The sequence below is a fragment of the Agarivorans albus genome (assembly GCF_019670105.1).
Classification (GTDB): Bacteria; Pseudomonadota; Gammaproteobacteria; order Enterobacterales; family Celerinatantimonadaceae; genus Agarivorans; species Agarivorans albus.
Genome location: NZ_AP023032.1, coordinates 2,558,186 through 2,578,913, shown reverse-complemented (window position 1 = coordinate 2,578,913; position 20,728 = coordinate 2,558,186). Strand labels below are relative to the sequence as shown.

Sequence of the window (20,728 nt, the reverse complement as noted above, 5' to 3'; positions counted from 1 at the left end):
CATTTTTGAGCACCTACTATATGCCAACAGCTAATTCAGATTCAGCGTCTAACATAATCATAAACGCCAGCGGACTCAATCATCATGTTGCAACTCCGGGTGGAAATTTAAATCTGCTGAATGATATTGATTTAACTGTGCAACAGGGCGAATCCCTAGCGATTGTTGGAGCCTCTGGCTCAGGTAAAACCACTTTGTTGAGTATTCTAGCCGGCTTAGACAGTGCCAGTGAGGGCAGTGTGGAGCTTTGTTCAAAGAACTTAGCTGCGCTTGATGAAGAGCAACGCGCCAGTTTACGTCGCGACAATGTAGGCTTTATTTTTCAGCAGTTTTTGTTGGTGCCTGCACTAACTGCGCTAGAAAACGTAATGTTACCTGCGGAGCTTAAGGGTTTACCTAATGCTAAAGAACTCGCAGAACAGTGGCTGGCTAAAGTGGGTTTGGCTGAACGTCACGATCATTATCCAAATCAGCTATCCGGTGGCGAACAGCAAAGAGTAGCTATTGCGCGGGCGTTTATTTGTCAGCCTAAAGTGTTGTTTGCCGATGAGCCTTCGGCAAACTTAGACAATAATAACGGCCAAATCATTGAAGACCTGCTGTTTGAGCTAAACCAACAGGCAGGCACCACTTTGGTACTGGTAACTCACGAGCAAAAACTGGCGGCACGTTGCTTGAGACAAATCACATTACAAGCTGGTCGTATTATTCAGTCTTAAGGAGCCAAGGATGAAGAGTTTAATTTGGCGTTTATTTAAGGCTGAGCTAAAGCGCGGTGAGTTAACCATTATTTCTGCCGCCATTGTGCTGGCGGTGAGTTCGGTGTGGTTGTTTACCAGCATAACAGACCGAATGGAGCAGGCCATCTTTAACAAAAGTGGTGACTTTATTGCGGCTGACCGAGTGGTTCGCAGTGCTCATCCCGTTGACTTACCTTTGGCTGTTCAAGCTGAGTCTTTACAGCTTGATTATGCTGAACAGTTGTTGTTTCCCTCCATGGTTTATGGCAACGAAAACTTAGTACTCGCCAGTGTTAAATCTGTATCCCAAGACTATCCCCTTAAGGGGCGTTTAAGAATAAGCCGAGAAAAAAATGGCTTAACAAATGAGTCCGCCAAGGGCATTCCTCAGGGTGAGGCTTGGATTGGAGAACGTTTGTTCTATCAACTTGATATAGATATTGGCGACCTAATCGAAATTGGCGAAGCAGAATTTCGAGTGACTGGTCGTATCGTTACCGAACCTGATGCGCCCTTTAGTGTATTTATGACAGCTCCTCGAGTGATCATTAACATTAACGATGTTGCACAAACAGAAGTTGTGCAGCCTGGCAGTCGCTTAGGTTATCGTTATATGTTTGCTGGGGACAAAAGCCAGCTAGATGCCTTCGAAAATTGGGTAACACCGCAGCTTGCCGATAACCAACGCTTAGTAACGGTACGTAGTGGCAACTCTCCTTTAGCGGGAGCTTTGCAAAGGGCGCAGCAATTTTTGTTATTAGCTGGTCTTATCGGAATTTTGCTTGCCAGCGCAGCGATTGCTGTAGCCAGTCGCTTATATTGCCAACGTCACTACGACACCGTTGCAATGTTTAAAGTGCTTGGCGCCAGTAAGCCACAGATCAGAACCATTTATCTGGGACACCTGTTTACCGTGGTATTGGTGTCGATTGTATTGGGTATTGCTTTGGCCACGTTGGTGCAATGGCCAGTGACCCATTATGTTGAAAAGCTACTCAATATTGATTTACCCAGTGCTGGCGCTGCGCCCTACTTAATGGCTGCAGGCAGTGGTTTGATTTGTGGGGTTGCGTTTACGCTACCAACACTGTCTCAGCTATTTAACATTGCACCTATGCGAGTAATTCGCCGCAATAGTGATGATGCGGTGGTGAATCCAATATGGATTGCCTTGTGGATGCTAGTGAGTGTATTTGCATTACTGTTACTTTATAGCGGTTCATTTACCTTGAGTGCAATTTTGCTCGGTGTAGGCTTGATTGCGGTGGCACTGTTGTTGGTTGTGAGCCAATTGCTGCTCTGGGGCAGTAAGAAGCAAGCAGAGAAGCTGAAAAGCCTTAGTTTGAAGATTGCGATTTCGTCTCTTTATAAAAGAGCTAAGAAAAATAGGGTTCAGCTTATTGGCTTTACTGTAGCGATCAAGTTAGCTCTGGTTGTTTGGGTTATCCAACAAGATTTGATTAGTGAGTGGCAGCAACAGCTTCCAGAAGGCGCGCCTAATCACTTCATGTATAACATTTCCGAGCAGCAGAAGCCTGAGCTAGCTTCTCGTTTTGCCGATGAAAGTGTTGAACTCACCACCATGTTCCCAATGCTACGAGGTCGGCTGGTTGCCATCAACCAAGAAGCAGTTAGTCAAGAACGAGAAGGGGAGTACTCAGAGAAGACTTCTTCACGACGCCGAGGAGCTGGTCGCGAACTTAATTTAAGCAGTGTATTGGAGCTGCCTTATCGTAATGAGCTGGTAGCAGGTGAATGGCTTACAGCTGGTAGTACTGGTGAGGCTTCGGTAGATGAAGAGTTTGCCGAACGCTTAGATATTAAGCTTAACGACACTCTTGAATTTATGATTGGTGCCAGTCGTTTTACGGTTACCGTAACAAGCTTACGCAGTATCGATTGGAATACCATGCAGCCTAATTTTTACGTATTGCTGAGCCCCGATATTTTGCAAGACTTTCCGACTGGCTACTTAACGTCGTTTAATCTGCCCGAAGATAAAGCCGCTTGGATGGCGCAAACCATGGCGCGTTTTCCAACCTTAGTATTAATTAATGTTAAAGCCTTGATTGAACAACTGTCTCAGGTGGTTGATCAGGTCGCGTTAGCACTCAGACTTGTGCTAGTAGTAGTGGTACTTGCCAGCAGCTTAGTGTTATATGCACAAGTACAAAGCTCTTTGGAAGAACGTAGACGGCAAACGGTGATACTGAGAACCTTAGGCGCGAGCGCAAAGCTACTGCGTAATGCGGTGATCTATGAGTTCGTAATACTCGGCTTTTTAGCCGGATTTATTGCAGCCAGTGCTGCCCAAACTATTTTGGTACTATTGCAAGTGTTTGTGTTTGATATCGGCGCTTCCATTAACCTAGGGTTGTGGGTACTTGGGCCGTTGTTAGGCACCCTGTTAGTCGCCTTAATGGGCGCAGGAGCAACCTTGCGTTTGTTAAAACAAAACTCTGCACAATTGGTGAGAAATTTGAACTGATTAGCGCTTAGTAAATATCTGTTATAAAGACGTTTCAATATCTCTGTAATTGATTATATACTTATGAAAAAATGTAATAAGAACTCGCTAACCGGATAGTTAGCGTTAAAGTTTTTTCGCGCCAGAGAACTCAACTACATGAAATTGCAGCAGTTACGTTATATCGTCGAAGTAGTAAACAACAACCTCAATGTGTCGGCTACTGCGGAGAGTTTATATACTTCGCAGCCCGGTATTAGTAAACAAATTCGTTTATTGGAGGATGAGCTAGGGGTTCAGATATTCAAGCGTAGCGGCAAGCACCTTAGCCAAGTAACTCCTGCTGGCAAAGAAATCATTCGCATCAGCAATGAGATTATGGCCAAGGTTGAAAGTATTAAAGCGGTAGCTAATCAGCATACTCACCCAGACCAAGGCTCGCTTAATATCTCAACCACTCATACTCAAGCGCGTTATGCGTTGCCTGAAGTTATTCAAGGTTTTATCCATCGTTACCCAAATGTTTCTCTAAACATGCATCAGGGTACACCTAACCAGATAAATGAAGCAGTGGCTAAGGGCAGTGCAGACTTTGCTATTGCCACAGAGGCACTGCATATTTTCTCCGATTTAGTGATGTTGCCTTGTTATCATTGGAATCGCAGCATATTGGTGCCCAAAGAACATGAGTTGGCGAAAAAACATTTAAACGGTGAAGTCGTTACCATTAACGATTTGGCTAAGCACTCCATTGTTACTTACATTTTTGGTTTTACTGGTCGCTCCGATTTAGATGATGCCTTTGGTCGTGCTGGCAAAGTGCCAAAGATTGTCTTCACTGCAACCGATGCCGATGTGATTAAAACCTATGTTCGAATGGGAATTGGCGTTGGTGTGTTGGCGAGTATGGCTATCGATAAGCAACAAGACCAGGACTTGGTAGCAATTGATGCTAGCCATTTATTCAGAGCAAGTACCACTAAAATTTGCTTTAGAAAAGGTACTTTCTTACGTACTTACATGTACGATTTTATTGAACGATTTGCGCCTCACTTAACCCGAGATATTGTTGATAGAGCCGTGCAAGCCAAGTCTCTCGATGAAGTGGAAGAGCTGTTCAAGAATATTGATTTACCCGTTATGTAGTTGTTCCTCCTAAAGCAGCCAGATGGCTGCTTTTTTGTTTGCCGTATCCCCAGCCATTGTTAATAAAATTAACTATAATTGTGATTTATAAGCCCTTCTGGCGCGAGTGCAGTTAGTAGTGCTCTTGGTCAGCAATGCCAGATAAATTGTAACAATTAGTACTCAACTTGATGATAATTCACTAATTAGAGGTAGATTCGTAGACTTCCTTAGTGTTTATCTTTAAGCTTCTAATAAGTGGTTAATGTTTTGTTACAGGGCTGTACGAACATTAGATTTAACAACTACTCCGATATCGCAAGGAAAGGCGGCCTACGTAAAACCATCATGATTAATTATTTTTTGCGCTGTTTAGGCAAAACTCAACTCGCTTTGGCCTTGGTTTTGTTTTCTGTTTGTACTCTCTCTGTTGCTCAAGCTGAGAGCTTAAGTGCGTTGCACGTAAATGGTTTAGAAGATGGTGTAAGGCTGGGTGAGCATTTTCAGGTATGGCACGATATAGAAGGCAAGGCTGATCTAGCTGATGCTATCGCTGCTTATCGTTTAGATAAGTTCTCCAGACTACCGAGTAAAGGTTCCACGGGTTTACAGCCAGGAGCGTTTTGGAGCGTTTTCTATCTGCACAATGATAGCGATAAACCGATTACTCTAAATTTAGAATACGTTGACCACCAACTCATCTACTTAAATGCTTATCAACGTAATACCAACGATCCCAGTTTTTTAGAAATTGCCGATCTCGCTTTAAATAATTCTTTTTCAGAGCGCTTAGTCAGTCACCAACGATTTGTAGTGCCGGTAGAGTTAGCAGCTGGTGAAACCCATCAGTTTTACTTTCGCTTTGGCTCTGACGAAAAGGGTTTTGTATTCCCAGATTTAAGGATTTGGCAGCCAGACAAAATGCACTATGTGCAGAGCATCGAGCTAGGCAGTATTGCCTTTCTGGTAGGCGGTCTGGCCTTAATGTCGATTATTTCCTTGGTGACCGGAATTGCCACCAATGATAAAACCTATTACGCGTATTTTGTCTATGCGGCTACCAAATTGGCGACATGGCCCACCATATTAGGCTTTACGCACATGTTCTTCATTCGTGAAGACTTCCATTGGAGTTACATGTCCCTAACTGGGGCAATGTCGATAATGACTGGTGTTATTTTTGCCCGCATATTCCTGCAAACAAAAGTGAATACGCCTCGTTTAGATTATGTTTTACGCTTTATGATCTTAAACGCGGCTTTACTTGCCGTAGCGGCACTAACCAGAGAAACCGTATTCTCAGTGGTGCTTATTACCATTGCTTTATTGCTATACCCGATGTTAGCGATAGCCAGTTTGATTCGTTGGTACCAAGGCTCTAGAGAGTCCGCTGTTTACACCCTAGGCTGGACAGTACTAATTGTGGGTTTATTTAGCCAAGCCTTACGTGATTTAGGCCTTGTTGAACATACCTTTGTAACTTACTACTGGCCGGTTGTAGCCTCATACAGTGAAATGATGGTGATCATGGTTGCCATGGGGATTCACCTGTTTAGATTACGCCGTCTAAAAGAGCAGGCCGAACTGCGCTATCGCAGCCAACTTGAGCGCGCTAAACAAGAATTAGAAATATTGGTGTCTGAGCGTACTCATGCACTTGAAGTTGCTAAGTCTGAGGCAGAGCGTGAAGCTCGCACCGATCCACTAACAGGCATAAACAATCGACGTAGCTTTATGGCGAAGGCCGAAGCGATGTTTGATAGTTGTCGTAACCGGTCTCACCCCATGACCATGTTGATGTTCGATATTGACCACTTTAAGAAAATTAACGATAACCATGGCCATGCTGCTGGTGATAAGGCTTTGAAGAAGTTTGCCAATACCTTAGAAAGTGAAATTCGTGATGGTGATGTATTAGGGCGTTTGGGTGGCGAAGAATTTGGCTTAGCCTTATATGCCGATTTAGATACTGCAGAGCGTTTACGCTCGGCAGTTGAACGGATTTATGTGAATACCGGTGTCGTACAAATACGTTTTACCACCAGCATTGGTATTGCGTTGATGCAATCAGAAGAAAATATAGAGCAGTTGATGAGTTTAGCCGACCACGCTTTATACGAAGCTAAAGACAGTGGACGTAATAAAGCCGTCGTGGCAAACGTAGCTTAATCTGGAAAATGAGGATACTGAGCTATTTCTTCAATATCTTTGTACCATTCAGCTTTCTCGTTGGTAAAAATATGGTCTTGCGGTTTTAAACTAGGGCAATTGTTTAGGCCGCCAGCCGGCACAATTACCCACTGCTTAGTACTCGATAAATAGGGCACTGCACTACCACACTGCTTACAAAAAGCATTAGTTATGCTCCGCTTAGGAACATCGTACCTAGCGACCAGGTTTTCACCAGCCAGCCACTTGAAAAATTCCGGCCTAATAAATAGGTTTGACACATGTGCGCTACCGGACATTTTCTTACACTGATCGCAATGACAGAGATGAAATTGCTGAAACTTGTCTTGGGCTTCAAACCGCACAGCTTCACATAGGCAACTTCCGTTGATGTTACTCATTTTTCAAGTCCTCCTAGGTTTAATTTCTATCAAACATCCATACTTTTATATCATATTGGTATAACCAGTTTAATCTTTAAACAAGGCCTTGTTATGAAAATGCTAAACTGCCTATCTGGGTGTTCATGTGGCGATACAGCTTGCCTTTACAAAAAATAGCCTTAAAGCAGTATTTTATTGATGTTTGTGATATTCCTATTAGCAATATAATCTTACCAAAGCTAATTTATTGTTATTAACAAGTAATTAGCAACTATTGCTGGTTAAGAGCTAAGCCTTAAGCGTTATCTCGCTTTTGGTTATAAGGCAAAGGATTTGCCGCTTTCAAACAAGGACATATTTTGAATCAATTCACTTTTTCTGCACTTGCTTGCACCTTATCTGTATGCCTTATGACAGGTTGTAGCCAATCACTCGAGCAACCTAACTCCGCCTACGATTTAGCAGTTAAGCAGGCTGCATTTCCTCAACCTGAAGATGTTAGCACTAATTTGTTTGCCGTAAATGCTAACAACGAACTGCTGCAATGGAATGAACAAGGCGACAAACTGCTGGTACTCACTTGGAAAAGCCAGGGTGCCATCGACAAATTTGTTTTGCCAAATACCCACAGTTCTACTAATCCAAATTATCCAATATGGGTGAGCCTTGCTCCGCAACTTCAGCAGTTCTGCAGTCAGTACCTGTCTGATAATAAAACCGTTTCGCAAAGCGATCTTGAGCTGCGTTTAAAGCAATACCTAGGTTTAGACCCAAGCTGGGATTACAATGCTTTTGTAGAGTTGTATGTTGCGCCAGAAGACCTATTTAGGCCTTGTGTCGACCCTGAAATTGACGACCAGAGTTGTAAGCTAGATGCCAGCCAAATAGCCAATGAGGTGAAGGGGATTAACGATTATCCGGGCTTCTATCAAGCTTTATACTTCAAGAGTTTTCGAGAGTCTGCAGGTGTTCCATGGACAGGCTTAGGTTACACCTACGACTGGGGAAACCCTCAATCTAAACAAGGTGCTAGTGAATACATTATTGCGCCGGGGGCAGAGTATCAGGTACATGCTGTTATCCCAACGGAGCAGTATTGCCGATGATTATGCCGGAAAAGCTACAAGTTTTAAGTCAGTTTTTAAAAAGTAACCCCGCTTTTTCTGGCTGCCAGAAAGAAGACCTCGCTCGACTGTTAGCAAATATTACAGTTGTGAAATTAGCGCCTGGTGAGGTTGTTTGCCGCTCGGGAGAAGACGCGAACAACCTATATTACTTACTAGAAGGTGAGCTACAAACCACCAATAAAGATCAGGTTAAAGGGCCTATTAGCGGATTCTTCGGCGAAGAGTCGGCACTAGGTATGCGCAGTTACATCTACGATATTGAGGTAGTAGAGAGTGCCGAGCTGGTGGTTTTACCCTTGGCGGCGATACTTACTCTAGAAGCCTACAGTAGTTTTAAACAATCATTGCTCGACAGCTTCCACTCTCGCCTTGCGGGGCAAACGCATATTGAAGTCGACTTAAGCCCTAAACATGACATTGAAGTGGGCTATCGCCAGATCATTGGTTGGTTGTTTGCGATAATAACCCCTTTAATGATTTATTGGGGCTTAATACTTAGCCAGCAACCATTGCATCAAGATGCAATCTACTTTGCGTCAATCCTTGGCATATGTTCGGTAATGTGGATCTTTCGTTTACTACCAGATTATGTGCCTGGGTTATTTGCTGTATTAAGTGCTGTATTGCTGGGAATTACCACCAGTGAATCGGCGTTTTCCGGCTTCTCGAGCAACAGCTTTTTTATGGCTTTGAGCATACTTGGCTTGAGCGCGGTAATCCGCTCATCGGGTTTAAGTTATCGTATGTTGTTGCATCTACTGTTAATCGGTCCTGCTTCCAAAATTTGGTATAACATCAGCTTTTTTAGTGTTGGCGCATTGCTTACACCGGTTGTGCCTACCGTTAATGGTAGGGTAACCATTGTTGCGCCGTTCTTAAAAGATTTGTTGAGTGGGGCGAGTAAAGAAGCGCGTGAGCAAGAGGGACCGAGGTTAAAGGCCAGCCTGCTATTTGGCGCAAGCTTACTGTCGCCAATTTTTGTTAGTAGTAAGTCGGTAAACTTTATCGTATTAGGCATGTTGCCACAGCAAGTTCAGCAGTATTTCCAATGGCTAGATTGGCTACTTGCGGCATTGGTTTGTGGCATGGTGCTGTTAGCGCTGTACGCTGTTTCTTTGTGCTGGGTTTATCGCAATAAACAAAGTCTAAAGCTGCCAAAAACTACAAGCCTGCAGCAGCTTAAAACCCTTGGTTCGCTAAACCCTGCCGAGTGGTCGTCAATTCTTGGTCTAATCGTGCTTATATCGGCTCTGTTATTTGCCAATATTCACCGTATCGAAGTTGCTTGGGTTGCCTTAGCCATTCTGTTCTATTTGATGATGTTTGGTTTTTTAGATCCCAACCAGTTTAGAACTAAAATTGATTGGAGCTTTCTTGTGTTCTTAGGCTCGCTAATTGGTGTGGTCGACATTATTCATCAAGTAGAGCTAGATACTTGGCTTACTGGGAAAATCTATTGGTTGGCTGCTTACATGCAAGAAAGCTTGGCACTGTTTGTGGTGTTGTTGGCTGTTATCGTGAGTCTTATTCGTTTAATACTGCCAATCAATGCAACGGTGATTATTCTAGCTACCTTACTTATTCCTGCTTCCATAGAAGTGGGGGTGAATCCTTGGGTGATTGGTTTCCTAATATTGTTCCTTTCAGAAAGCTTCTTTTGGCCGTTCCAGGCTTCTTATTACATGCAGTTTTTAAGTTTAACCACCGGCATTGTGAGTAATGATGAAGCCAAGTTGATGAAAATGAATGTACTGATATACCTGTTCAAACTTGTAGCGGTTTATCTCAGCATTCCTTATTGGCAAAGCATGGGGCTTATATAATGAAAAAGTTACTGTTAAGCGTCATTATGCTGAGCTTTCTCGTTGCTACTATCGGAGTGATAGTCGTGGAGGGGGCTTCAAGGCCAAGAATCCTCATTCTGCATAGCTACGAAACCGACTATGCCTGGACTCGCACAGTTAACCAAGGCATAGACAGAGCCAAGCGCGCCCACATGAATGTTGATATTCGCTATCACTACATGAATACCAAAAATCAATCTAGCGAAGCCGCTAAGAAACGCGCTGCAACGGTTGCTAAACGGGTAGTCGATAACTACCAACCCAATGTATTACTGGTTATTGATGACGATGCTCAGCGCTTAGTTGCTACCGACTATATTGGCAACGAAGCGATTCAGATTGTGTTTGCCGGGGTAAATGCTGAGCTTGAAGCCTATGGTTATCAGGATGCTGACAATGTGACAGGCATACTCGAACGTAAATCGGTGTCGGCAATTAAAGAAGTATTAAGGTTATTGGTAGAAAGCCAGCCTAGACTTGGCAGCTTGAAAGGGAGTGTTGTTTACCTCTCCGATAGTTCAACTTCGGCCAAGCTTGATGCGGGTTACCTAGCAAGGCAAGAGTGGGCGCCACTTGAATACCAAGGGCACCTTGGGGTTAAAACCTTCGAACAGTGGAAGCAAGCTGTTCTATCACTTAACGGCAAGTACCAATTTTTGCTAGTTGGCGGCTACCGTAAACTGTTTAGTGACGGTAGCGAAAGCTTTGCCTCTGCTGAAGAAGTGGCGCAATGGACCGAAGCAAATTCAACGCTACCGATTGTTGGTATCAATGCATTTAACTCTGAAGACGGGGTCATGCTCTCAATTGGAGCTTCACCCTTTGAGCAGGGAGAGATAGCTTTCGAGCGGGCTATTCGCTTAGTGGAAGATCCCGCTAGTTTGTCACAGATGCCAGTGGCTATATCGAAACAATACGTGGTAGCTCTGCGTCATCAAGCACTTGAAGCTCGCGATATCAAAGTGCCAAAAGTACTAGAAGCTTTTGCCCGCGCCACCAATAACTACTTTGAATAAAACCGTTAAGGAAGACTGTTTTGGCTATTAGATGGAATTTACGTAGACGCATACTTGCGCTTGCTTGTTTATGTGTTGTCGCAAGCGCCTTAGTTACTAGTTATGAGCACTTGCAGCGGTGGATAAGCGACAGTGGAACAAATAGTGTAATACTGGCGGTGGTTGGGCCAATGTCGGGCAATGAAGCCGACAAAGGTTTATCAATGGTTCACGGTGCTCAACTTTATGCTGATCTCCATAATAGCCAGCGGCAAGATAACCAAGTAGCCATTGTTGTTCAGCAATACGATGATGCTAATGACAAAAGCAAAGCACAGCTAATTGCGAAGCAGTTAGCTGCAACTAACAATGTAGTTGCCGTATTAGGGCACCGAGCATCGGCTACCTCGATTAAGGCCGCCAGTATTTACCAACGTGCTGGTTTACCCATGGTTGGGGGCTCAGCCACCGCAACTGAGATCACCCAGAATAATGACTGGGCTTTTAGGGTTATTCCAGATAACCATTTACAAGGTAAGTTTGTTGCCGACTACGTTGCAAGCCTAGCTAAAGACAAAGCGGTATTAATCTATAGCCAAGATAAATTTGGCGAGTCGTTAGCAGATTCTTTTCTTAATAGAGCTGAACTGCTAGCGATTCAAACGCTGAGTTTAGGGGTGGATTTAAAAAGAGACATCGCTAAACAAGCCGAGCTAATAAGCCAAAAAATTAGTGAGTTTGGCCACACCGGAGCAGTGTTCTTAGCGGTGCATGATGTAGAAGGTGAAACGCTAGTTAGCCATTTAAAGCAGCAACATCCAAATTGGCTGTTTATTGGCAGTTCTTCTATTGGTAAGCAAAGTTTCCCCGAGCGTTTTAAACATCGAAGCCAAGAGAGAGAAGTATCTGGTTATTATACTAATGGGGTGTTCGCCGTTAGTCCTATCTTGTTTGATGTAGCCAGCGAATCAACTCAACTTTTTTATCAAAGCTTTCATAAAGGTTTTGGTTATGAGCCTAGTGGTGTTTCGGCCGCATATTATGATGCAGCAACTATCGTATCGGCCGCAATAGATGCAGCAAGCGGTGAAGCAGGCGGGGCCGATGAGTTTAGCCAGCTTAATATAGCTAGCCAAAGAGCAGCGATAAAAAATCACTTAACTGGTTTTGATTCACCCAATAATGCTGTTCAGGGTTTAACCCACTCTTTGTATTTTGACTCGCAAGGCAACGTATTACGCCCTATGCAAGTGGGCTTGTTTAGTGGCGGGGCTTTTGTTTCTGCGCCGATTCAGCTGCAAGATGTTAATGACGAAAACCTTGCGGTGCGCCGAACTGATGTGGTGTATACCGGCATTGAAATGCAAAACATTAGCGAGTTTTCCACCATAGATATGACCTTCAAAGCTAAATTTAAACTTTGGTTTAGAAGCACACCTGGGGTAAAAGCCGAAGACATCGTGTTTTTGAACTCGGTAGGTGATTTGGGCTTACAAGAACCAATAGAGTCTAATTTTACAAGCCAAAGTACTTACCAGCTTTATCAGGTGGAAGGCACTTTTCTAGCAGATGCAAAACCCGGTAGAGCAGCCTTTGGAGAATACCAACTGGGCGTAAGTTTTAGGCATACTACGCTGCCAAGAAGTGAGCTTATTTATGTATCAGATATTGTTGGGCTCGGCCAAACCAGCCTACATAAAAACCAAACCAACCAGCATAAGGTTCAATTTGACACCAGCCAGTGGCGCCAAGGCAGCACTTTGTCTTTTCAAGATACCTTACGTAAACGCAGTTTAGGTGATCCCAAGTATTTACATTCAGACAGACAAGCTGTGGAGTTTTCTCGGTTTAATTCTCTAACGCCAGTACAAGAAAATGTATTAAGCCTAAGGGGGCGTATTCCCGCACAATGGCAGCAGATAATCTTTTATAGCAGTGTATTGGCGTGGTTACTTTACGCATTGGTTTTAGACTTTAAGATACTGGGTCAGCTATCTAGAGCTTATGGCTTAGGTAACAAGCTTTTATACGCCTTGTTTATAGCTTCCGCTGAGCCCTTGTTTTTAGATTGGTTAGCGCAAGCTTATCCTAATACTAATCAGCTGTTTGCTAGCAATTGTTTCGACGTATTGTGGTGGCTACTGTTGGCCTCGACCTTAGCTTTGTTAATTGATGTGTTGCTTTGGGACCCCATAGAAAAGCGCAGTGGCCGCCAAGTTCCACGAATTATGCGCCACTTAACTCGTGGCTTAGCATACATAGGAGCGATATTTGCGATTCTCTCTTTTGTATACCAACGAGAGCTAACCAGCCTATTAGCAACGTCTGGCTTGGTGGCAATGATCCTGGGCTTAGCTTTGCAATCAAACCTTGTGAATATTTTCTCGGGCATTGCTATTAGCTTGGAGAAGCCGTTTAAGCTTGGAGATTGGATTAGTCTAGGTGGCTATGGTGGGCCAATTGTAGGCGAAGTGATAGACATGAACTGGCGTACTACTAAGGTAAAAACGGCTGACAATACCCTCTATTCTATCCCGAACAATACTTTGGCAAACGCCAATTTAAACAATGTGAGTAGCAGTGGACAGATTGTGACAGGTGGTTTTTCTGCCTCAGTAAATAAACAGTTAGAACCCTTGCAGGTGATCCCGCGGATAGAAGCCGCCCTTATGGCTATTGACGCCGTTAATCGGGTTTATATTGATGTAGCTAGCATAGGCTCTGACAATGTGGATTATCAAATAAAGCTGGTGCATGGGGTAGATGACACCGCTACAACTACCGATTTAGTTTGGCAAGCTATTTGGCGTTTAGATGCTGAAATTAAGCAGGAACTTGAGGTAATAGAACCAGAGTTGGAAACCCCGTTACTTAATGATGCATAGTGGCGTTTGTTCCCTTATAGAAGTTTGTTAAGCTGAGGCAAACTCAACGAGGGAACAGCTGATGCAATTACACATTACCAACGGCGATAGCGTTGGAGACATGCTTAAGCAATCAAGTATTGTCCAAGGTGAGATACTGTGTTGGCGAGACGTATTGCATGACGGGCCAATTGTTGCTGTAGAAGGGCAAGCTTATCTAAAAGCTCGCGCTAGTTTCATTCATGAAACAATAAGTTTGCCTAGCCCTTTGCCTGCAATGGAGATCAGTGAACAGCAGATCTTGGATGATTTTGTTCAGCGCCAAGCTGTTTTAGATAAGCTAAGCCATTACAAAGAGGTTGTGTTGTGGTTTGAACACGATCTCTATGATCAATTGCAGTTAGCTGAATGTTTATTTCATTTAGCCAAACATCCCGAACTAACCAAGCAATTTCGAATTATTTGTATTGGTGAGCATCCAGATCTTGATTATTTCCATGGCCTAGGAAACCTTTCGATTAGCCAGCTTGAAGCACTTTATCCAAACAGACAAACGCTTAGTGTTGAGCAATTAGAACTAGGCAAAAGGGTATGGCTGGCACTCGCAGCCAACACCCCTGAGCAACTCAATCATTTACTCCTCGAACCATTATCACCACTACCATTTATGGCGAATGCTTTGCTGCGTTTTGCCCAAGAGTATCCTTGGCTAGATAAGGGGTTAAGTCTTACGCAATTGCACATTCTTGAGTCTTTGGCTAAACCAATGCAAGAGTTGCCTATTTTGCAGAGTAATCTTCGTCAGCAATCTCAATATCAGGGTGAAGAAGAGTTCGTTGCGGATCTGCGTTATCAACAAATTATGGAAGACTCTGAGATAAAGCTTGGGCGACTATTTGTAAACTTGCAAACCTTAGAAGATGCGCCTTTTCTTGGGGATGCTTGGTTAAGCAAAGAGCTTTACTGTTTGTCTCTGTTAACTCCTCCTTGTGTAAAAATTGACAACAAGGATGACAAACACTGGAGCATGGATGCTAGTTACACTGTCACCGATGCAGGGCTTAAGGCGCTTGAGGGCGCAATGCTTAAAGAGCTTTCTTCTCAGCTAAATTTTTGGCGAGGCGGGGTTAACATTAGCCAAGATAATTATTGGTGCTGGGACCACAAGCAAGGCCAGATAGTGAAGCAGTAATAGCGAGGTAAAGAGCGGCAATAAAAAACCACGCTTAGCGTGGTTTTTGTTTTATTTACAGTTGCTGTTTAAGCTTTCACCATCAATGGGTTTAGCGTAACCATCAAAACAGCGGGGCAATGGCCAAGTGGGTTTGCTCACAACCAAACCCTGGTTTGGGTCGCAAACTTCTCCTTCGCTGGCTAAGCACCATGAGTTGGGTTCTGGGGTTGCTGCTTTGTTTTGCTGATGACGGTATTTAGATACCGCTTGATAAACAACACGTCGGGCTTTGTTTAAGCTGCTTAAGGGTTCCCAGCCTTCTACTGCTCGCCACGGATTCATCGATATATTTTCACAAAATTGCTGTTGCTGCTCGCTATATAAATGCTGCGGAGGAATGTTAATAGTTGCAATGCTAATGAATGGCGAGGCTTGCTCAGACCAAATAGCGGTAGCATCGTCTACCGGCATGTAATAGCCCGGCAGTTTTTCTTGTACCATAAACTCAAAACATGCTCCGCCGTTTGCTAATTGAGTTTCTAATTGATTGCTTAAATAATCAGGATCTGATTTATCTACCTTGCTAGGGAAGGTCATTCCGGCACAAGGTTTAGTAGAAAACTTAATGGTGCTGTTGCCTAAACGGTAGGGCAGCATAGAAAAATACTGTGCTTCAAGTGGCGTATTGATAACCGATGACACGGTTTGAATCGCCCGGTAAAACTGTTTGGGGTGCAAACGTGGTGGAAACAAGCTAATAAACCACTTGGTGCGTTGAAACTTCGCCAAGTAAGTCATGTCGTCTGCGTAATCAAAAATGTTGCGGTTAAAAAATGCCGGCGTATTGGTCATAATGAAATCTTGGTTATGACTCTCGCCTAACTCAGGGGCAATGGCTTTACCTGGTACGTTCATTACTTTTACCGCCATTCCTCGCGCGTCGCCTTTACTATCAGCTTGTACTAGCATGTCGCCATTGGAGAAACGGATCCAAGCTTTATATTGCTGATTTTCTTGCGCAAACAGCCCAGCTTTAAAACGCTCTGGAATGTCTGGATTTACCGAGAAAGTAGCTCTAGCACAACCGGTTGCTTTGGCATGTGCGTCCCTTCGGTAAGGCAAACCGTTGTATTGCTCTGCACGTTTAGATATTTCGCGCGCCGAGTTAATCGCCGACATAATGGCTTCTTGCTCGGGCTTGGTGATGCCCATTTCTTTATATAAGTCATTAGCATTAGCAGCACTAAAGCTTAAACCAAGCAAACAAAGGGCTAAAGGTGATTTAGTAAATAGTTTTTTCATCTTAGTGCACCTTTGCTGGATTGTTTTTCGCGGCGTTAAAGCTGTCTAAACAAGCTTGCTGTTCAGAGCCAAACTGTGGCGCTTGAGTGTATTTAGACCAATCAAGTGGGTCTCCACCAAGCTTGTCGCTAAATTCTGGGTTGCCCATTACTTTCAAGTATTCTAATAAAGCGGCACGCTCCTGCATGCTAAGCAAACGACCGATTCGGCCCGGCATATCAACATCAGTGAATAGATGCCCTTGGTTACCGTTGCCCTTAATACTGGTATCGTGTTTAAAACTACCTGGGCGTTGTTCGGTAATAAAACCTAGATGGTCTGGGTTGTACTCACGATTACCAATATAAAATTGCTTTGGTCGCTCACGAAGTGGCGATAACAGGTGGTACAAAGTAGGCACTGAACCATTATGTAAGAATGGTGGGGTAGCCCACACACCATGTAATGGGCGCGGTTTATAGGCTCGCATATTGGCGATTCTAAAAGGTACATTTAAACCATCGTAGTCAGCAATCAAGGCTTTATCGATGTTATTGTCTTGGTAAAGTTTTGGCACTAAACGATTAAGCAGTATTTGTAAGCCATCGCCAGCATTTACCGGGGCCGAGCCTGGAATAATTTTGCTACCATCGTAGCGGTGATCCATGTAGTTATCTGCAGCGGTAGGGTCAGTGCCAATCACCGAGGTTTTAACCCAAGGCATTGCCCAAATTACTTCGCGCCAATCTTCGCGGACCGCTTGTTGGCCAACAAAAGTAATGTCTCCGTCCATATCCCATTGCCAGTTTACATCTATTTGCTTGTCTGGATTTTCGCCAGGTTTGCTGGCTACTTTCCATTGGTAGGGTTGGACTTTATGCGGTCCATGACAAGCCTGACATTGGTCTAGGAATAAGTCTTTACCTTGGGTGGCCAGCTGGGTATCGATGTTTCCTAGAATAGCTTCTGGCCAGCGCGGCGGCTCTAGTGAGCGTAAGGTGCCTTCAACGCAGTGCATGCCAGCTAAATCAATGACTGATTCACCAAACTCTTCGCTAGTTAATAATTCACCTTCTTCATTCACTAGTTTGATTGGCGCCAATACGCCTAGGCTTTCACCGACATTCCGTGCCATTGCTTGGTTGGTAAAACCAGTGTATTGCACCCAATCGAAACGCCAGATATCCCAAAGGAAGGGATAGCTAACCGGTGCATTAGCGACACGGTAGTTAGCAGGTTCGTCGAGGTCGTAGCCAAATACTACATTAGCTATTCGGCCTACTGCGTCTGTTCGGCCGCGGCCTTCTTCAACAGGGTAGAGCTTAGGAGCACCAGCGCCCGATACAAATTGCTTAATATTACCCAAGAAGCCCCAAATTTGTTTGCGTAGTTGCTTACGCTGTGCAGGATCTTGTCCTGCAACGCGGTCAGCAAAACGGCTCCATTTACTTGGATTAATGAGGGTTGCGACTACAGAGGCGGCGAGGGTAGTAATAAACTCGCCACGTTTGGCGTTAGAAATGCTTTGCACTGCCTGACCACCATCGATGCGCAGCGCGTTACCTTGGTAGTGAAGCTCACCGGTATGACACATGGCACAGGTAAGATCTAAGCGCTCTTTACCGGATTTAGGGTCAATGTGCCGACCTAAACCTACTGGAAGGTTGCCAGGGTTTAAAGTGGTAGGCTGCTGGCCAGGGGTTACAATAAAGCCCCAGCCGCGCATATTGTCGGGGCTGGTTAATAAATCTTTGGAAAGCGGCAGCTCTAGGTTGATGAACCAATCATACTCTAGCCCTAATAGCTCGGTACCTTGTGGGGTAAAGTAAAAACGCTCGCGTTGCTCGTCTGTCCAACCTTTGTTGAGGTAGTGAACTTGGTTCACCGTCTCTATGGTTAAGTTGGGTTTGAGGAAAGCTTTTAGCCCTAGATATCCGGCTGTGATCAAGGCAATGCCGAGAAAAGAATAGCGTAACCAACGTGGTCCTAATGCTAGCCAAACCTGCCAAATTGCTTTTACTAAACCCCAAACCCAATTTAACAAGCGGGTGGTGGCCTTAATAATTAGCTTAAAAGGCAGTAAGACGATTTTTAAGACGAGCAAAAGTAGCCCAGACAGGAGCTGTTTTAGCATAGTTTCAAATCCATTTGTAAGAATGCAAGCGGCCTGCGTCGTGCAGGCCGTAAATGTTGGTTAAATGTTATAGGTATTTTAAGTGGATTGCACTTAACTATTACTAAAACAAAGAGATAGATCTAGGGGCTGTATATCTTTCGAGCTGATTTTTGCAGCAGTTTGTGGCTGATTTATACAAGGCAGAAGCTTTGATGTGTAGCGAGCCTACATGAGAAGCTGATAACGCAGTAGACATAAGCCACAGAGGCTGCCCAAAGGGTTCGGCTAAAATCGCTTTATGCTTTCTTTAGGTGTGTTTACCTAGAATGCTAGGCTACACACTCTTTGCCGCGCCTAAAGCGATTTTATCGCGAACAAAATTTAACCGCGAAAGATAAACAGCCCCTAATAACAGCATATTTACACTTAGCTGTGTATTAACATTCGATAATGTTTACTGCTAAGCCACCACGAGCAGTTTCTTTATATTTGCTCTTCATATCGCAGCCAGTTTCCCACATGGTTTTGATGGCTTTATCTAAAGAAACTTTGTGCTCACCACTGCCTCTTAATGCCAATCGTGCGGCATTTATCGCTTTAAGCGCGCCCATGGCATTACGCTCAATGCAAGGAACTTGCACCAAACCGCCGATGGGATCGCAGGTTAAGCCAAGGTTGTGCTCGATGCCAATTTCGGCGGCGTTTTCAATTTGTTCGGGGTTACCACCAAATATTGCCACCAAGCCTGCTGCAGCCATCGAGCAGGCTACGCCCACTTCGCCTTGGCAGCCAACCTCAGCACCAGATATAGACGCGTTGGTTTTGTATAAAGACCCAATGGCAGTAGCGGTTAGAAAAAACTGATTGATTGAATCTTGATCAAGCTCTTGAACGTGATTGTGGTAGTAGTGCAATACCGCAGGGATAATACCCGCGGCGCCGTTGGTTGGTGCAGTAACTACGCGGCCGCCGCCAGCATTTTCTTCACTAACAGCTAATGCATACAGGTTTACCCAATCCATCACATTTAAAGGATCTGAGCTTAAGTTGCGCTGCGAAGCTAACTGCCGATTTAAAGTTGGTGCCCGTCTAGCCAGTTTTAAGCCGCCCGGTAATATGCCTTCTTCACTAATGCCGCGTTTTACACATGCTTGCATTGTAAGCCAAATTTGTTGGGTGTATTGGCTAATGGTTCGGGTGGAACAGTGAACTTGCTCATTAGCCGAGACCACGGCCGCAATGCTTTTGCCGCTCTCTTTGCAGCGTTGTAATAAGCTCTCGGCGTTCTCGAAGGGATAGGGGTAATTGTGACTCGACGTATCGTTTTCTTGGCCTTCTTCGACAATGTAACCGCCGCCTATAGAGTAATAGGTGGCCGAGATGCTTTTGCCATTGTCTAGGTAGGCATGAAAACTTAAGGCATTGCTGTGGGCTGGTAGCTGCTTACGACGATGAAATACAATGGCACCTGTTTTAGCGAAGTTAATGGTCTTCTTAGCTAACAGCGACAACTCTTCGGTTTGCTCAACTTTTAGCAGCATCTGATCAACGGTATCAACATCCACTAACTCGGGCGACTCACCCAACAAGCCCAAAATAACGGCCTTGCCTGTGCCATGGCCTTTGCCTGTTGCACCTAATGAACCAAACAGTTCTACTTTAATGTGATCAACTCGATTTAGCTCAGCGTTGCTGTCTAAACGCTCTGCAAACAGCTTAGCTGCTTTCATTGGCCCAACTGTGTGAGAGCTGGAAGGCCCAATACCTATTGAGAATAGGTCAAATATACTTACCATGTTTAATCCTAGCTAAAGCTGCTTAAGCCACTAAGTTGTTAATTCTGAGATTATAAGTATATTTAGTTATCTGCAACAATGAGAAGCGAAATCACGCAATATTTTAGCGGTGGCTCCCCATATCACATGTTTTTCTACTTCTATAAAGTACACTTTTTCGAGCTTTCCTCTGCGTTTGAAGGAATAGCCGTGGTAATTATCTAGTCGTAAAAAGGGCTGTAGCGGCAATACCATAACCTGAGCCACTTCATCGTAGTTAAGTTTAAACGACAACGCTTGGTTGGTGGTGGCTATAAAAGGGCGTACCGAAAAATTACTTACTGTGGTTTGTTTTGGTAATTGGCCATGAATAGTAAATGCGGTGGGATGAACGCCAATTTCTTCGTAGGTTTCCCTAAGCGCGGTGTGGCTAAGGTTAATATCTTCGGGATCGTGTTTGCCGCCGGGTAAACTAATTTGTGATGGGTGGTGGCGCAGATGAGCGCTGCGTTGAGTGAGCACTATTTGTTCTGCTTGCCCTGGTTGAACAATAATTGGTAACAGCACTGCAGCGGCATGTTTAGCGCTGCGAGGCGAATCTTGTTTAGCGAGTTGCAGGAGAAAGCGTTGTAAAAAATGTGTGGTTTCTTTTTGGGACAACGGTTTTC

The 20,728-nt window shown here is 44.3% G+C and carries 14 protein-coding genes; 9 read left to right on the top strand and 5 right to left on the bottom strand.

Going from position 1 to position 20,728, the window contains the following annotated elements:
- Positions 1-20 precede the first annotated feature (20 nt).
- From K5620_RS11835 to K5620_RS11820, 4 genes are all read left to right on the top strand, one after another.
- Complete coding sequence (locus tag K5620_RS11835; protein WP_040307180.1) at positions 21-719, top strand: ABC transporter ATP-binding protein; 699 nt, start codon at positions 21-23, stop codon at positions 717-719.
- Between the two features lie 10 nt (positions 720-729).
- Positions 730-3,228: an ABC transporter permease gene (locus K5620_RS11830; protein WP_016401867.1), complete on the top strand. Its 2,499-nt coding sequence runs from the start codon at positions 730-732 to the stop codon at positions 3,226-3,228.
- A gap of 138 nt (positions 3,229-3,366) precedes the next feature.
- On the top strand, positions 3,367-4,353 hold the full coding sequence (gene cysB / locus K5620_RS11825; protein ID WP_016401866.1) for an HTH-type transcriptional regulator CysB: 987 nt from the start codon (positions 3,367-3,369) through the stop codon (positions 4,351-4,353).
- 327 nt (positions 4,354-4,680) lie between these two features.
- The gene (locus K5620_RS11820) at positions 4,681-6,501 is read left to right on the top strand and encodes a sensor domain-containing diguanylate cyclase (protein WP_016401865.1); all 1,821 of its coding nucleotides are present in this window, start codon (positions 4,681-4,683) and stop codon (positions 6,499-6,501) included.
- On the opposite strand, the gene K5620_RS11815 is transcribed toward K5620_RS11820, so the two are convergent.
- Complete coding sequence (locus tag K5620_RS11815) at positions 6,498-6,902, bottom strand: GFA family protein (protein ID WP_040307179.1); 405 nt, start codon at positions 6,900-6,902, stop codon at positions 6,498-6,500. The genes K5620_RS11820 and K5620_RS11815 overlap by 4 nt on opposite strands.
- A gap of 341 nt (positions 6,903-7,243) precedes the next feature.
- Between K5620_RS11815 and K5620_RS11810 the strand changes: the two genes are divergently transcribed.
- The 5 genes from K5620_RS11810 to K5620_RS11790 all read left to right on the top strand — a co-directional run bounded on the left by K5620_RS11810 (position 7,244) and on the right by K5620_RS11790 (position 14,906).
- The gene (locus tag K5620_RS11810) at positions 7,244-7,990 is read left to right on the top strand and encodes a hypothetical protein (RefSeq protein WP_016401862.1); all 747 of its coding nucleotides are present in this window, start codon (positions 7,244-7,246) and stop codon (positions 7,988-7,990) included.
- On the top strand, positions 7,987-9,834 hold the full coding sequence (locus K5620_RS11805; protein ID WP_016401861.1) for an SLC13 family permease: 1,848 nt from the start codon (positions 7,987-7,989) through the stop codon (positions 9,832-9,834). Before K5620_RS11810 ends, K5620_RS11805 begins: the two co-directional genes overlap by 4 nt.
- Entirely contained in the window at positions 9,834-10,871 is a 1,038-nt protein-coding gene (locus tag K5620_RS11800; RefSeq protein ID WP_215426403.1) for an ABC transporter substrate-binding protein, read from the top strand. Before K5620_RS11805 ends, K5620_RS11800 begins: the two co-directional genes overlap by 1 nt.
- 20 nt (positions 10,872-10,891) lie before the next feature.
- Positions 10,892-13,735: an ABC transporter substrate-binding protein gene (locus tag K5620_RS11795; RefSeq protein ID WP_040307177.1), complete on the top strand. Its 2,844-nt coding sequence runs from the start codon at positions 10,892-10,894 to the stop codon at positions 13,733-13,735.
- A 61-nt stretch (positions 13,736-13,796) separates the two neighbouring features.
- On the top strand, positions 13,797-14,906 hold the full coding sequence (locus tag K5620_RS11790; RefSeq protein WP_016401858.1) for a DUF1835 domain-containing protein: 1,110 nt from the start codon (positions 13,797-13,799) through the stop codon (positions 14,904-14,906).
- Positions 14,907-14,957: 51 nt separating this feature from the next.
- On the opposite strand, the gene K5620_RS11785 is transcribed toward K5620_RS11790, so the two are convergent.
- The 4 genes from K5620_RS11785 to K5620_RS11770 form a co-directional block, all read right to left on the bottom strand.
- Positions 14,958-16,190: a catalase family protein gene (locus K5620_RS11785; protein WP_016401857.1), complete on the bottom strand. Its 1,233-nt coding sequence runs from the start codon at positions 16,188-16,190 to the stop codon at positions 14,958-14,960.
- 1 nt (position 16,191) lies between these two features.
- Positions 16,192-18,303 carry a di-heme-cytochrome C peroxidase gene (locus K5620_RS11780; protein WP_215426402.1) on the bottom strand — a complete coding sequence of 704 codons (2,112 nt, stop codon included), beginning with the start codon at positions 18,301-18,303 and terminating at the stop codon, positions 16,192-16,194.
- Positions 18,304-18,722: 419 nt separating this feature from the next.
- Positions 18,723-20,081, bottom strand: a complete 1,359-nt coding sequence (locus K5620_RS11775) for an L-serine ammonia-lyase (RefSeq protein ID WP_016401855.1) — start codon at positions 20,079-20,081, stop codon at positions 18,723-18,725.
- 66 nt (positions 20,082-20,147) lie between these two features.
- Positions 20,148-20,720, bottom strand: coding sequence for a CoA pyrophosphatase (locus K5620_RS11770; protein ID WP_016401854.1), 573 nt, complete (start codon positions 20,718-20,720; stop codon positions 20,148-20,150).
- Between the last annotated feature and the right edge of the window lie 8 nt (positions 20,721-20,728).